This window comes from Raoultibacter timonensis (assembly GCF_022845715.1).
Lineage (GTDB): Bacteria > Actinomycetota > Coriobacteriia > Coriobacteriales > Eggerthellaceae > Raoultibacter > Raoultibacter timonensis.
In genome coordinates this window covers 158,770-174,830 of the sequence record NZ_AP025564.1, presented here as the reverse complement: position 1 = coordinate 174,830, position 16,061 = coordinate 158,770, and the positions used below count along the sequence as shown (strand labels likewise).

Below are 16,061 nucleotides of genomic sequence, written 5' to 3'. Positions count from 1 at the left end.
CCTGCTTTAACGCGCAATTGAAAGATCGATGGCCCGTAGATTCATGTCGACGAACCGCTCCTTCACGCAGGCGGGAATGGCACGGCGTAAATCATCGACCGTAACGGCCAAGCCCCCCTCGACCAAAGCACAGGCCAGAAGCATCACGTTGAGAGACTTACGTCCACCTGCCTTTTCGACCAGCGAAGCATCGTCGACGGCAAAGAACGCACCGCCCGCTTGCTCTATCTCGCCCGCAAGGTTTTGAAGTACTTCGCTCGCAACATAGGGCGTGCTCGAAAGCGCCGCCGATACCGGCTGGATGGCCGTCGAGGCGCAAACCATCGTTCCACCGGGCTTGAGGTACCCAAGCACGCGAGCCGCTTCAGCAGGCTCGAAGGCAACGATCAGGTCGGCGGTACCACGCGCGATGAGCGGAGCGTATACCGGCTCGCCCTCGTCGCCCATGCGAACATGGGAAACGACGTTGCCGCCGCGTTGCGCCATACCGATCGTTTCGGCAGTGCGCACTTGCCATCCTTTTGCCTCGGCCGCCTGCGCGAGCAACTTGGCTGCAAGCACGGTTCCTTGGCCGCCGACTCCGGCAAGCAGTATGTTAAGCATCGGTGCCTCCCCCCGCCCGAGAACCACTGGCAGAATCATTCGGCGATTCCGGAAGCCGTATCGCATGGAACGGGCACACCTGCACGCACAGGCCGCACCCGTTGCACAGGCTTCGGTCGATGAACGCCTGACCCCTGCCGCCGCTCGCCGGACCGCACGCACCCGCATCGAAGCCGATGCCCGGGCACCCTATCTCGGTGATGCACTTCTTGCAGCCCGTGCAGACCGCAGCATCGATGGATACCGGCTCGCCCGGTTTTGAAAGCGATATGCACGGGCCCTCGTAGATGATCGCCGACGGGCCGTCGAACCCGATAGCCACCTTAGCAGCCGCGACGCTCTCCTCGAGAACAAACGGATTGGCGTGCACGATGCACTCGAATCCCACGGCCTTGAGTACCGCCTCGATCGAAACCGGCGCGCTCTTCGGGCCCATCATCGTCACGCCCGTTCCCGGATGGGGCTGCGAACCGGTCATTGCGGTCGTTGCGTTATCGAGCACCGCAACCGTGATGTCGTGCTGGTTGTACACGGCGTTCACGATGCCGGTCAAGCCCGAGGCAAAGAACGTCGAATCGCCCACGAAGGCGACGGTTTTCTTTTCTGGTTCAACGATCGAAAAACCCTGCGCCATCGTAATGCCCGCGCCCATGCACAAGCACGTATCGACCGCATCGAGCGGCATGGCGTTGCCAAGCGTATAGCATCCGATATCGCCGCAGAGCACGGCGGGCGTCTTGCCGAGCGCGCGCTTGATCGCATAGAAGCTTCCCCGGTGAGGGCACCCCGCGCACAGCACCGGGGGCCTCATGGGCAGCGGCCCGTCGTAGGCAAGCGGAGCCGTTTCGGATTCGGATGAGCCCACCGCCTCGAGCACTCGCTCGAGGCCCAGATAGCGGGCAATGCGATCGAAGATGTCATCGACCGTGTTCTCGCCGCGGTCACGCGCGTAGCCGTTCAGCTTGCCGAACACATCGTAGCCCGCATGCAGCTTGCCGCACAGCGCGAGCAGGCCGTCTTCGATCACGTGGTCGAGCTCCTCGAACACGATGATCTGGTCGAGTCCCTCGGCGAACGTCTCGACCGCCTTTTCAGGGAACGGATACGGCGTTCCGATCTGCATGAAACGGTACGCGGGCACCTCGATCCCCGCAGCGTCGCAACGCTCGGCGAGCATTCGCAGCGCCTCGCGGGCATACATGGTGCTCACGCCTCCAGCAACGATGCCGAGCCGCGGCCTTTGCCCCTGGACGCTACCGCCTTCTTCGACGGGGTTGAACGCAGCAAGCGCACCGGTGGAGTAGTCGTCGGCAATCTGCACAAGCCGCTCGTTGATCTCACCGTGGGCTTCAAAGGCCCGTTTGGGGAAAATGACCCATTTGGAACTGCGCACGAAACCCTCGGCTGGAATATCGCGCGCCGTAGTGGTTTCGGGAAACGCGAGAAACGTCGAAGCATGGCAGACGCGGGTGGTCGGACGAACGATCACCGGCGTGCGGTAGGCCTCGGAAAGCTCGTAGGCGGCTTCGATCATATCGCAACCCTGGTCGGGCGTGGCGGGGTCAAACACCGGCACCTTCGCGAAGCTGCCGAACCGTCGGGTGTCCTGCTCGGTCTGCGACGAGATGGGGCCCGGATCGTCGGCAACGAACAACACCGTTCCGCCCTTGACGCCGACGTAGTTCAAGCTCATGAGCGCATCGCTCGCCACATTAAGGCCGACCTGCTTGCACGTGAACAGCGTGCGGGCGCCCGCATACGCCGCACCCGCCAAAAGCTCGAGCGCCGCCTTTTCGTTGGTCGACCATTCCACGTGGACGCCCCGAGCGCGGCCCGCCGCATGCTCCTCGGCGATCGCCTCGATGACTTCCGACGAGGGGGTGCCCGGATAACCGGCCGCCACGCGGATGCCGGCCTTGAGTGCGGCGCGGGCGAACGCCTCGTTGCCCATCAGTAGTTGCTTCTGCATATTCTCGCCTGCTTCGCCTTGATTGTTTGCGGTAGGCTCGCGGCAGTGCACCCGAGCCGAGCCGCCCAAGATTCGATTCGCCCATTGTACCGCAGATGTGTTTTTGAACGAGCCGCACGGCGCATCGGGTCGGTAAGGCGCCCGCTGGTATAATCCGAAAAACCGCACCCGACACGAGAGCAGGTGGTTTTCTTGAAGTGCCCCTTATGCAACGTCGATTTGGTCATGAGCGAGCGACAGGGCATCGAGATCGACTATTGCCCGCAATGCCGAGGCGTTTGGCTCGATCGCGGCGAGCTCGATAAGATCATCGAACGTTCAGCCGAAAGCATGCCCGCAGCGCAAGCAGCGCCGCAGCCCCAACGCGCAGAAGCTCGCTACGACGAGCGCCCCTATGACGACCGTTCGTACGACAAGCGGAAATACGAGGATCGTCGCCATGACGATCGCCGCTACGACGATGACTACTACAAGAAAGGCAAGAAAAAGAAGCGGGAAAGCTTCCTCGGCGACCTCTTCGATTTCGGGGATTAAGAGCATCGAACGGCGCTGGGCCGCAGGGCATTCGCCCGCAGCCCAGCATGCCTTTTCCTATCGCTTCGCGTCGCGCGTTCGCATCCTGTTGCGCGATGCACGGGTGGCGCCCGTCGCCAAACCACCCGCCAACAGCGCAACGAGGGCTATCAGCGAAACGAGATTGCCGTTCATGTCACCCGAACGCGCAAGAGCGGTGGGATTCCACGGAACAAGCGGCTTCGCGATCGATGCGCCGCCTTCGACGGACGGATCGTTGTCGGAGCCCCCCGGCTCCCCGCCCACGGCAACCACGTGATTGACCACATCGCCCGTACCGAGCGAGAAGTCGAGCGCGCAGGCGTACGACAGCACGTAGGTTTCCCCGCCGTACACGTCCCCTATCGGCACGACGAGCTTTCGCGTGGCTTCGTCGTAACAGGTGGATGCCACGTCGGAGAACACCTTATCGGGGCCGGCGAACCTGATCGATCGAACGTCGAGCTTAAGGCCAAGCGGAATGGTGTCGGTCACTTCCACGCCGTACCACACCGAACCTGTTCGGTTGTTTGCAACCGTAACCGTATAGAGCACCTCGTCGCCGTTATCGTACGAACCGTCTCCATCGAGATCCGCAACGACCTTGTCAATCGAAGGATCGGGGTCGGCCAAGAGCACCGACCCATCGCCGTTGGGCACAACGGGATCGGTCGGCCCGGGGTTCGGGTTTATCGGATCGTCGTCGGGTGCGGGTTCGGCAGGATTGGGGACGCTGTCGATACCGGGTTTTCCCGGTTGCTCGGGCACCGTCGGATCGACGGACTCGAGGGTTCCCACCAAAGCAACGTTTGCGATGTCTTGCCCGACGGCGCTGAGGGGAATCGTCGCCTCGAACTCGACCGTTGCAGCGCTGCCACCGAAAATCGGTCCCGCCGAAACGACGATCTCACGTGTTTCGGGATCGAAGCAATCGGAGACGCTATACGTCCTTCCATCGGAGGCGACGAGCTTCAGGGTTGCCGTATCGACGTCAAGGCCTTCGGGCACGCGATCGTACACGTAAGCGTTCTTCCAAATCGATCGGGGGTTCGGCTCGCAATTCGTCGCGGTGACGGTATAGCGGATGCGATCGCCCACCTGCAAGACATCACCGGGGGGGTCGGTCAGATTCACCGCCCGCTTCGTCAGCTCCTTGACGGCCAGCGGCTCGGGCGTGGGCACGGACACCGTCGATTCCTCGATCACTTCGGTGCCCCCATCGGGTACGTAACCCGCCGCTTGCACGCGATTGCGCAGCTGTGCATCGACCGAATAATCATCTCCCGCGCTGATCCGGGCACGATATGACAGCGATGCCTGCTGGCCGCCGGAAATATCTCCCGTTTCCACGCGTATCGCGTGCGATCCTTCATCGTAGGCCCCCTCGAGCTCGCTCGCATCGGCAGCGCCGGGAGCGGTGTATCGGATGGGTTCTTCTGCAACAAGCTCGAGACCGTCGGGCAGTACGTCGGAAAGCACGACCTCGCGCCACGTTGAGTTCGCTTTCGCGTTCGCCGCCACGATCGCGTATTCGAGCACGTCGCCGTCGCGCCACGTTGCCATATCGTCGGCACCGTCCCGACCTTCCGTTTCGGCCGTCACGTTCCGCACGGTCTTCGACACGGATGCTTCAGGATCGGCCTCGGTAATCTCATCGGTAACCGAGGTAGCGATGGCGGGAATGCTCGACTCGCTTTTCCCGTCGTACGTTTCAGTGGCGACGTTCACAAGCGTGCCCGATAGCGCTTCAACCTTAACTGCAAGGGTTATCTGCTTGGTTTGGCCAGCGGCAACATCGACCGACCACAGCACCTTGTTGGTTTTCTGGTCATAGGTGCCGCCATCGCTCGCCTCCATGAACGAGGTGTTCATGGGCAGCTTGTCGGAAACGGCAACACCCGTCGCATCCCCGTCGCCGGTGTTGGTCAGCGTGATGAGATACACGAGCCGTCCGCCTGCGGGCGCGCTGTCGGTTTTAGCCGACTTGGATATGTGCATGTCGGCCCGCTTCTCAGGGTCGGTTACATCGACGGGCGGATCGACGGGCGGCGTCACGGCCCCATTGCCATCGGGATCGGTCACGGTCACGCTGTTCTTGACGGTCGAACCGATTTCGCCGGTCACCTTCGCGATAACCGTACGGGTAACCGAGGTGCCCTTCGGAACATCGACGGTCCACACGACTTCCTGGCCGTGCACGGTTGCCGCAGGCGTGCTCGACACATACGTGAGCCCCTCGGGCAGCACATCGACGATCCGATACCCCAAAGCGTCCCCGTCGCCGGTGTTGGTCACCGTAACGATGTAGGGAATCTCGGAACCCTGTGCGGCCTGCGCGACGGGCGTTGTTTTGGTAACCGACATATCGGGTGCGCCCGCGCCGCCGGAAGGATCGGAAGAAACCGACGTGCTAACGGGATCGGATGAAACCGTTGCACCGTTATAGGCAGCGCGCGCGATGTTCGAAAGCGTACCGCTCTTCGAGGCCACCTTCGCTCTAAAGGCACGCTCGACCGTCTTTCCAGCAGGTACGTCAACCGTCCAGGAAACCGTGCCCTCCGCGCATGCGCCTCCGTCGGCCGCCTCGACGAACTCAAGGCCTTTTGGAAGAGCGTCGGTAACCGCCACACCTTTCGCATCGGCTGTTCCCGTGTTGGAAACGGTCACGGTGTAGGCGATTTCGTCGTTGTATTTGACGGCATCCGCACTTGCCGATTTCGCTATGCCGAGAAGCGGTTTCGCTTCGTCGGCCGGATCGACCACGGGCGTATCGGGAATCGAGGGAGGGGCTATCGGAGTATCGGGGTTGGCCGGATCGATCACTTCGACGTTGTTCTCGATGCTTCCCATCGCATCATCGTTCACCTGGGCGATAATGGTACGCGTTATCGTCTGCCCCGCATCCAGCGCAGGAATGGTCCAGCTCACTTCGTGCGAGCCTCCGTCGTAGGATCCCCCCGCGCTGCTCGACACGTAGGTCAGCGAATCCGGAAGCTTATCCGAAACGACCAGGTTGGACGCTTTGCCGTCGCCGGTATTGCGCACGGTTATGGTGTAGGGAATCTGGGATCCCGGCGCCGCCTGGGATACCGTCGTCGTTTTCGACACGCTGATCTTGGGCGTGCCGGATGCCGATCCGTCCACCGGCACGACGGTCGATACGGGGTTCGCCGCAATCGTCTTGCCCCCGTGTATCAAGTCGGCCGTGCTCACGAGTGTACCGCTCTGCGCCGTAACTTTAGCCGAAACCACACGCGACACCGACGCTCCGGCGGGAACGTCCATGGTCCACGTAACGGTTCCGGCATCGTTTTCCGCTTCGTCCGCAGCCTCTGCATCGAGCATCGCCATCGAAGCGGCGGCACCGTCGGGCGTATAGCTCCCCTCGTCGCTCGCGGTCTTGAAGCTCACGCCTACGGGCAGCTTGTGAACGGCCTGCACGCCCGTCGCGTCGGCCTTGGTAGCGTTGGTGACGGTAAGCGTGTAGCGGATGGTGTCTCCCGTTGCAGCCGTTCCCGTATCAACCGTGAGGACGCCGGTTACGGTTCCCTGCTCGGGAATGTCGATCGTGGGATCGGTAGGCGGTACGACGGGATTGTCGGGATCCGTCGGATCGACGACCGTCACGCTGTTCGCAATGCTCTGTCCCGCAGCCCCCGTCACACGGGCGCTGATGATACGCGTAACCGATCCACCCGCCTTCACGGTCGCTTTCCAGGTAACCTTGTTTCCTTCAACCTTGCCAGCAGGATTGCTCGATACGTAGGTAAGCCCTGCAGGAAGTTCGTCAACGATCTCGACATCGGTCGCATCGGCGTCGCCGGTGTTGGAAACGGTTATGGTGTAGGGAACAACCGATCCGGGCACCGCTTGAGAGACCGAGGTGGATTTGGATACCGACAGTTCGGCTTTTCCCGTACCGCCCGTCGCCTCTTCCTTGACGGCCGTAGTTACCGTGTCGGACTTCACCGTTTCATCGCCCAGCTGCGCCTGGGCCGTGTTCAACATGCTGCCGCTCGACGAGGGGGCGTTGACCGTGAAGGTCAGCTCCTTCTGTTCTCCCGCAGGCACGTCGACAATCCAGTGCACCGTATTGTTTTCGCAGGTCGCTCCATCGCTCGCCATAACGAAACTCGATCCCGCAGGCAGCGCGTCGGTTACGGCCACGCCGCTTGCATCGGCCTGTCCGGTGTTGGTAAGCGTGAGGGTATAGGTGATCTGGCCACCGGGTACCGTAGTCGAAGCGCTGGCCGACTTCGCAAGCGATACGCTTGCACCCTCGTCGGGATCGGGATCGGTAACGTCTACCGAAGGCTTATCGGGCGGCGTGACGGGATTGTCGGGGTCGCTGGGGTCGGTCACCTCGACGGAATTCTCTATCGCCCCCACAGCAGTCTCGGCAACGCGGGCGGTGATGACGCACACCGCCTGTCCGCCGGCAGCGACATCGAGGTTCCACGTGACCGTATGGGCATCCTTGTCGTACGTTCCCGAAGGCGTGCTCGACACGTATTCCAAACCGGACGGCAGCGTATCGACGATCGGCACGTCCGCAGCATCGCCGTCGCCTGTGTTCGACACGGTGATGGTATAGGGGATGAGAGAGCCCGGCGATGCGCTCGTGGCACTCGTAGTTTTCGTAACCGCAAGCTTCGGCTTCTTATCGCCGCCAGCAGGCTCTGTAGCCACAGCCACCGTTATCGGCTCCGAGGAAACGCGGCTCCCCTCGTATTCAGCAACCGCCGTGTTGACCAGCGTCGCATTTTTTGCCGTTACTTCCGCCACGAACCGGAAAGACGCATTGCCCTGCGCGGGCACGCTCCCCTTCCACGAAACCGCACCGTTCGCAGCCGTAACGCCCGCATCGCCCGACGTGAACGAAAGCCCCGCCGGCAGCGCATCGGAAACCGTCACATCGGCAGCTTCTTTTCCGCCTTTGTTGTACACGGTGATGGTGTAGGTAACCGCATCGCCGAACTGGGCCGAATCGGCATCTGCCGCCTTCGCTATGGAAAGATCGACCACATCTTTGCTGTCGTCGGGATCGGTTACGTCGATAGAAGGCTTGTCGGGCGGTGCGATCGGATCACCGCCGTCGGGATTCGTAACGCTCACCCCGTTCTCGATGCTCGAACCCACGTCTCCCGTCACCTCCACGGTAAGCGTGCGTTCGACCGTCTGCCCCGACGCAACGTCGACCGTCCAACTGACGGTGTTGCCTTCGACCTTCGTAGCGTCGGGGGAGCTCGACACGTACGCAAGGCCCTCGGGCAGCGCATCGACGATCTCGATGCTCTTCGCATCGCCCTTGCCCGAATTCGTAACCGTGATGGTATACGGGATCTGGCTTCCCTTCGCCACCGAAGTCGCATCGGTTGTTTTCGTTACCGAGAGCCGCGGTTTGTCTTCGACGACGGGCGCTTGCGAAACGGAAGTCTGCACCGGGTCGCTCACATCGGCCGAACCCCCGTGCACGGCTGTCGCCATGTTCACGAGAGTCCCGGTCTTGGATTGAACCTTGACCGTCAAGTCGATCTGCTTGGTTTGGCCGGCCGGTACGTCAACGGTCCAAAGGGCCACCCCGTTGCGGTACGTTCCCCCGTTGCTCGCGCTGATGAACAGCGTGCCTGCGGGAAGCTGGTCGGTCACGACGACGTTTTTCGCATAGGTCGATCCGCTGTTGCTGACAAAGAGCGCATACGTGAGCTGACTGCCGGTAATCGCCGTGTCGGCACTCGATGTTTTCGCAATGTGCACATCGGGCTTATCGCTTCCGGGAACCACCTCGATGGGAGGATTGACCGGCGGGTTCACGGGATTGTCGGGATCGGCTGGATCGGTAACGGTGACGCCGTTTTCGATGGTTGCGCCCACATCGCCGGTCACGCGAGCCATGACGGTACGCGTGACGCTCATGCCCGCAGGCACCGTGAGCGTCCACGAAACCGTTTGTCCGCTGACCTGTGCCGCCGGAACCGACGAAACGTACGAAAGCCCTTCGGGCAGCTCGTCGGTGACAACAATATCTTTAGCGTGGGCGTCGCCCGCATTCGATACGGTGATGGTATAGGGGATGATGCTGCCCGGCGACGCTTCGGTCACATTGGTCGATTTCGCCACGCTCAGCTGCGATTTGCCTTCGCCGCCCGGACCAACCGGATCCGTGGGGTCGGGATCGGGGCTATCGGGGTCGGGATTGTCGGGATCGGGCTTGGGCGGGTTCACCACATCGCCTGGGTTGTCGGGCGGATCGGTGGGGTTTTCTTTGCCGTCGGTAACCGCCCATGCGGTGTTTTTAATCGATTGCCCAACCGCATCCGACGTAACGATCACCTTAAACGTAAGCGTCGCTTTCTCTCCCGCCTTGAGCACGCCGGCGGATACGGAAATCTCGCCCGTGCTCGGATCGTAGCCCGTCGGCACAATGTGCTCATGCGTCGCACCGGATCCGTCTTCGATGGGGTGAGTCATCGCAATGCTCGCGGTTTCCACCGCGAGCCCCGACGGGACCTTATCGTAGAACCAAGCATTTTCCCAACGAGAATTGGAATCGTCGCTCTTGTTGCCGATCTCGATAGCGTATTGAATGATGTCGCCGACCTGAGCCGTGGGAGCACCGGGGTCGGTAAGATTCGAGGCATTCTTGGTAACCCATTTATCGGCAGGCGTAAACGACACGAATCCCGTTCCGGGCAGTTTTGCCTCGCCGGTCGTCGCCGCAACTTCGTCACCGTCGGCGTCGGTGCCGTCAACGGTTGCGGAATTCAGTATGCCCACGCCAGCACCCGAGCTCACATACGGCGCATCCTCGTTTATCTTCACCTGAAACGACAGATGGTACTCATCGTCGGTGGCGAGGGGCACATCCATCGTATGGACGATGGATCCGTTCTCCCCTCTCGTCTCGTCGTAAACCGTATCGGGCAGCTTAACGGGCTTTTCGCCTGCCTTGGAAAGCGTAATGCTGTCAGCCACCACATCGATGCCGTTTGGCAGCTCATCGAGAATAGTCGCGTTGTGCCACTCCAATCCCGGTGAGCTGTTTTTGATCGAAATCGTGTACGTAACGAGATCGCCCACGCGATTGGTCACGTGTCCGCCGATATCACCCTGCGTTTCGTTGTATGCGCTTATGTTGGCCGAAACCACCGTTCCAAACGACGGATACACCACTATATCGTTGTCGGGAACCGTATCGGTTGCCGAAACGTAGGTGCCCGTGCGGGTCTCTCCCATACCGCTCTCGATACGCCATCCAAGAAACTCCGATTTTCCCGGATCGACGCGGTCGTTGAACAGACTTTCTTTGCCGGCGAGCTCGCTTAGCACGCCTCTATCGAAAGCCGAGTTGATCGTTTCCTTCTCGCTTCCGCCCTTAGCGTCTTTGATCACGATGTTGTGCGGATGAGCCAACCAAGTGGCCAATATCGAGATATCGGTTTCGGTGCGGCCCGACGAATCCGTTACCGCCGTAATGGGGGTATCGGCCGTAAACGATTGGCTTTTATCTCGGTTGTAAACCCACCCGGTAAAGTCGTAGCCGAAGCGTACAGGCTGCTCGGGAAGCTTGGCCGTCTCCGGGAAAGCGACTGCTTTCTCGTTGATGGTTTGCGTGTTTTGGTAGGCGCCCGGATCCTTTGCGTAAAGATCGTCGGACGATCCCGACGGAACGTAGTCGAGATGATAGGAAAGCGAGAGAGGCGGCACCACCGTCAGGTATTTCGTTCCCTCGGCCTGCGTTGATGTTTTCGTCGGATCCATCCACGAATAGCTGAGGAGATACGTTCCCGTTTCGCTCATTTCCGCTGAACGTTGATCGGTGAACAGCTTGACAAGCGAATCGGTCCACTCAAGCGGCACAGAATACGTGGGGGGCTGGCCCTCGACATCGCTCGGTATGACTTTCCGCACCGACAGACGAACGACTTGCTCGAGTTCCCCGCCTCCGGCGTTTTTCAACTTGATGTCGTAGTCAAGATTGGTTTTGCCAACGATTGTCGTCGTCACATTGAGATTCGGATCGGCAAAGTCGGTGCAGCCGATACCGTGCGCCGCCATCTTATCTTCAATCGACGCATATCCGCCATCTCCCACCGGCTTGCTATCGTCCATGTACTCTTGAAGATTGACTGACGTAGCAATGATGAATTTAATGCCTTCGCGATGATCGAACAGCGTAAGATCATCTTCAAGCGGCTTGTACTGAGGGTCTGTACTTGTCGCTTGCGCGTACACGGTTGCGTCGGAACCGACGATGGCCGTATTGTCGGTTCCGATCGCAACCGACGTGGTTGGAACGAGACGCAGGTTTCGCGTGCCCACCACCCCATCGTAGTCCGAATACACACGCAGCCATCCAATACCCGAGGCAACCGCAGTCACGCTCACCTCGTCCATAGCGGGTTCGCCTTGGGCGGCAGAGAGCGTGATGATCTTCGTTCCCGGGTTGAGCGGACTGTCATTGGGGTAATACGCTTTGTTGTCGGGATCGTACACCCACGAGGTATCGATGGACGCATTGTTGACCATCTTATTGTTGGTCAGGGGGAACGCGTACCGAATCTTGCGTACGGTATCGTAATCCGTTGCAGCGGAATCGAATGCATCATTATTGCACGGGTAAAGGAACACCGTTGACACCGATGCTTGGGAATAGGCCCGTGCAAGTTCTCCGAGCTTCGCGCTCCCGCCCCATGTGCCCGTGGTAAACGCAGACAGTTGAGGATATGTGCTGCCGTTCGAGGTAGACCACCCAGCACCCATATTCTTTGTTGTGAGTGATTTGGTGAGAAGCCCCGACACCATGGGCGAAGGTGCATCATTGATGCCCTTTTCTGCCGATCCCGTTGTCTGCTTATCGTAATAGCAGTTCGTCATCGTTGTCGTCGGGCCAACTCCACCCGCAAAGCCGCCCGTAGTCGTCACCACGTTTCCCGAATCATCGACAGCCGTCCCATCGGGCTTTGACTTCAAAGTACCAACTTCGCCCGCAGCGTAGCAGTTTTCAAATGCTATGGCAGGGGAGGTCGACGTTATCGGTGCAGTTGAACCGACAAAGCCACCCATGTTTTGAGCGGCGGCACCCATGCCGACCATCGCTGTAGAGTAGCAGTTTTTGAAAGTTGATTGATGGGTGTCGTACGCATCGACTCCGCTCACAAACCCACCGCTGTAGCTTACGCCTTCGACTTTTCCACTTGACCAACAGTTTTCGATGTCAACCCAGTTATGGATTACGCCGCAGAACGGAGCTGTAGTCTTAGCACCGTAACAATCAAGGTTCGCAAAACTGTTGGTGCACTTAGTGACTCCCGTGCACGATAGAAAACCACCTGAATGACCGGATGACGCGATAACCGTACCGTCGATTGCCGCGCAGTTGTCGATGGTTATGAGAGATTTATCACCATACGTGTCCCGACGTCCCCAACCACCTTCGAAAAAATTAGCGACGCAATCGGTCCCTCGCACATGAACGTTTTTCGTATAGGTGTTGGTGATGAATACCTGTCCCTCAGGAGCTTTGTTCGAAGAAGTGAACATGCCTCCAACACCATGCAAGCTATTGATGACCGCATCGCCGCCCACGTAGTTCCTAGGGCCGACGAGAGCATTCTCCAAAGCGCAATTATCTACATGGCCAGCGCGGAAACTTCCAATCACTGTTGCCATGCGAGCATTCGACTGAGTAACTGCTTCGCATTTCGTATTAGACATCGTAAGGTTCTTGAGGTAAAAATCCTCAACGGTTACATCGCCAAGAAATCCTACGGGGTCATCATTTCCACTTGTGGCGTTATCGCTATACGAATACATATTCCAGACGGTATGTCCGTTACCGTCAACAACAATCGGTGTCGTAATCGAGACAGCAACCCAGTTGCGACCCTGCAGCCCGCCAAGATCGATGTCCTGCATAAGCTTGCATGATTTCTGGTTCACCAAAGCGTATCGCAACTCTTCGGCAGAATAGATTTGGTACGGATCATCGACCGATCCGGTTCCACCATGCAATGGAGTAGCACCAGCAAGATCGCCGTTCCACGGAACGAGCGCGCTGCCGTCATTTGATTTAACCGACGTATCGGCGAATTCGGTTCCGGAAACGCCAGTTGCTTTCACTTTTGCAATCGCATCGTCCCATCGCGCATTGTAATACCGAGGTTTGCCTGGAACCATTTCCGGATCCGAAGAAGCGTATATTTCTGCAAGCTGGGCTGATGCAACTTCGCTCTCATCGCCCTCTACAGACAGCGCTGCAATCGCATTTCCGCCCGCGACCTGCTCAATATATTCTTCGAGCGTTGGCATTCCATGCTCAAACGGCTCTTCGTTCAAACCGATCGCATCGTCTCCATCAACCTGAATGGTAACGCTCGCCGAAGCCTCCTCTTGCATCGCGGTGCCCGAGCCGTCGCCCGCAGCATCCCCCGATTCCTCACCACGAGCAAGCTGAAGGGAACTAGGGAATAGGCACCCACACACAAGAACAACGGCAAGAAGGGCGGAAATTCCACCCCCCCCCGAAATATTCACCGTCTCGCACGTGTGCCGCAAGCCTTGGCGGATTTGCGCAATCCGCTCGCAGAACCGATTCTTTGTAGTGCCGGTTCCCGATGAATCCTTGACACCGACCTTGTTGACCCCATAGCAAAACAGGCCGAATGCGACCAATAAGACTGCGCTCGCAATCTTCACATCTGAGATTTGCACGTCTGCAACTTTCTCTTCTGTTATGTATATAATCCCAAAAGTCAAGACACCACAAGTCTGCCTCAACTTAATCATGAGTATATCAATTATAGTTTAGAAATAAAGCATTTTGCCTTGTGAAGCGTAAATTCCTATTTGGAATTCCTTGAATTCGGCGATTATCGCCGCGAGCAGCGCCCGTTCTTCTTGCCTCGCATTCAAATCCGATAGCGAGTGGCAGCCCGGCTCGAGCCCTTTCACCCAACAAGGCCCCCGCCCTTGTTGGGTGGAGGCCAGTAACCTATCGTTCGGCCAAACGATTATTCGTCAACGCTCATCGTAAGAAGCAGCACCGCATCGCACTTCTGGGCTTCGGCGAACACCTGCTCGGTTATCTCTTCGCCCGCTTCGATAACGAAAGAGCCGTCCTGGCTCACAACGCGCTCGTTGAGTTTCTTTCCCACAAGAAAGGAACGCAGCTCGGCGTCGGGATCGGATTCTTCCTCAACCGACTCGGCGCTATCAGCCTCCAACTCAGCTGCAACGGGCTCCTCGGTGACGTCATCGGAAGGATCATCTTCGAAATCGCCTTCAGCAACACACTCCGCTTCGTCCTCAGCCGCAGCCTCTTCCTCAGCTTCTTCGGCTTCGTAGATGGCCTCATCGGCCTCATCGCTTTCGAGAACCCTTTCGACTACCTCTTCGCTCTCCGGCTCGACAGCCACCTCATCGTCGGCCGGTTCAGCCAAAGGGGCTGCTTCCCCCTCGGTTTCCCCTGCAGTCGGCTCGACGGCCGCAACGCGGATGTCGGCGTCGATCTCGGTTCCGTCATCAACGAATACGAACTCACGAGCGAAGAACACATAGGACTCGCTCTCGAACGAGTCACCGTCTTCAAGATCGATTTTCGTAACGTTTCCGAACGCAGTATCGATGTCGAATCCTTTGATAACGCCCAGATGACTGCCGGCACGCGAATACACCTCAAGGCCCACCAGGTCGAAATTATCTTCGAGGGCACCGCGCGCGGTCAGATCGGTGGTCGAAAGGAAATCATCGCGGCTTTGGATCGTCATAAACGTATCGCCTACTGCAAGCGATTTCTCGAATGGTAGGACGAGCGAGGAATTCGTGCTCGCGCTCGAAACGATGTAGTGGCTTACTCCGCACGCATCGCAATCGATGATAACGCCCTTGACCTTTCTCACCTGCTTGCGATCGTCGATCGAAACAACTCCCTTGGTCAGTATCGATTCGTTCGTTTCCATGTTCTTCCTTTCCGGGCAGCGCACCGCGCAACCCATACCGCTACCCACTTTTGCACCTTACTGATTCTCTATCGGCAACGCCTACTTGGCAGGATCGACCCCGCCCTCGCCTACAAGCACACCAGACTGAACCGACACCTGATAGGTGTCGGTTGACAGCAGATCGTTCGAAACCATCGTCCCATCGCGATACAGCACGCGATACGATTCGGCCACGTAGAACGTTACGGGATCGTCGGGGTTCAACCCGAGCAACCCGGGATCGTCGTACACGTCTGCCGCAGGAAGATCGAATCGATCGATAATCTTCGACGTAGCATCGATCGATTCGCCATCGACTCCCGCGGTGCCGTATAGCTTCACATCGACGGTCTGTCCGAGCGCCGTGGCTCGTATGAACACGCTCTTTTCGGTATTGTTCTTGATGCGAAGATCCTTCTGCCCATACGCGAGCGTCGCATCGAGGCCGATCGGAGCGTAATCGGATACGATAGTATGGGGATAGCGTTCCACTATTTCGAGGTTCGCCTTAAGCGCCGCGATGTAGAGCGCGGTAGACACCTGGCATACGCCGCCTCCGCGACCTTTCACGAGCGTCGTCCCATCGACTACCGCGGTCTCAAAATATCGCTCGTCTTGAGAGGTATCGCCCAGTGCTTCGTTCACCGAAAACGTTTCACCGGGTTTGATTTCCGTCCCATCGAGCGTTCGCGCAGCCAGGTCGATGTTGGAAGCCCTGTCGGAATCATCGTCTTGAGAAATGGCCTTGTATTCGCCCAGGCAAACGAGATTCGCCGTATCGCCCTCGCCGCCGACAACCTGTTCGATGAACTGGTAATCGTCTTCGTCGGTTCCCGCCGCATAGTTCGAGGCGATCTGTTGCTCGGCGGTCACCCACAAAAACGGATTGCCGAAAGCGATGACGAAGGCGACGATTGCGCTGCAGGCAAACGTTAATGCGATGGGCAACCGAGAGG

At 58.9% G+C, this 16,061-nt stretch carries 6 protein-coding genes; 1 reads left to right on the top strand and 5 read right to left on the bottom strand.

Features of this window, described 5'->3' with window-relative positions; genetic code table 11:
* Positions 1 to 6: 6 nt before the first annotated feature.
* Both MWL89_RS00585 and MWL89_RS00580 read right to left on the bottom strand, forming a co-directional pair.
* Positions 7 to 603 (bottom strand): 2-oxoacid:acceptor oxidoreductase family protein, encoded by a 597-nt coding sequence (locus MWL89_RS00585; protein WP_244411324.1) that lies wholly within the window; start codon positions 601 to 603, stop codon positions 7 to 9.
* Positions 596 to 2,572 carry a thiamine pyrophosphate-dependent enzyme gene (locus tag MWL89_RS00580; RefSeq protein WP_244411323.1) on the bottom strand — a complete coding sequence of 659 codons (1,977 nt, stop codon included), beginning with the start codon at positions 2,570 to 2,572 and terminating at the stop codon, positions 596 to 598. The genes MWL89_RS00585 and MWL89_RS00580 overlap by 8 nt, the downstream gene beginning before the upstream one ends.
* 192 nt (positions 2,573 to 2,764) lie before the next feature.
* On the opposite strand from MWL89_RS00580, the gene MWL89_RS00575 reads away from it, so the two are divergent.
* The gene (locus tag MWL89_RS00575; protein WP_244411322.1) at positions 2,765 to 3,106 is read left to right on the top strand and encodes a TFIIB-type zinc ribbon-containing protein; all 342 of its coding nucleotides are present in this window, start codon (positions 2,765 to 2,767) and stop codon (positions 3,104 to 3,106) included.
* A gap of 57 nt (positions 3,107 to 3,163) precedes the next feature.
* Here the strand turns inward: MWL89_RS00575 and MWL89_RS00570 are convergent, their stop codons facing one another.
* From MWL89_RS00570 to MWL89_RS00560, 3 genes are all read right to left on the bottom strand, one after another.
* Positions 3,164 to 12,097, bottom strand: a complete 8,934-nt coding sequence (locus tag MWL89_RS00570) for an isopeptide-forming domain-containing fimbrial protein (protein ID WP_244411321.1) — start codon at positions 12,095 to 12,097, stop codon at positions 3,164 to 3,166.
* Positions 12,098 to 14,136: 2,039 nt separating this feature from the next.
* The gene (locus tag MWL89_RS00565) at positions 14,137 to 15,084 is read right to left on the bottom strand and encodes a PRC-barrel domain-containing protein (protein WP_244411320.1); all 948 of its coding nucleotides are present in this window, start codon (positions 15,082 to 15,084) and stop codon (positions 14,137 to 14,139) included.
* Between the two features lie 81 nt (positions 15,085 to 15,165).
* Positions 15,166 to 16,053, bottom strand: coding sequence for a VanW family protein (locus tag MWL89_RS00560; RefSeq protein ID WP_180995182.1), 888 nt, complete (start codon positions 16,051 to 16,053; stop codon positions 15,166 to 15,168).
* Positions 16,054 to 16,061 lie beyond the last annotated feature (8 nt).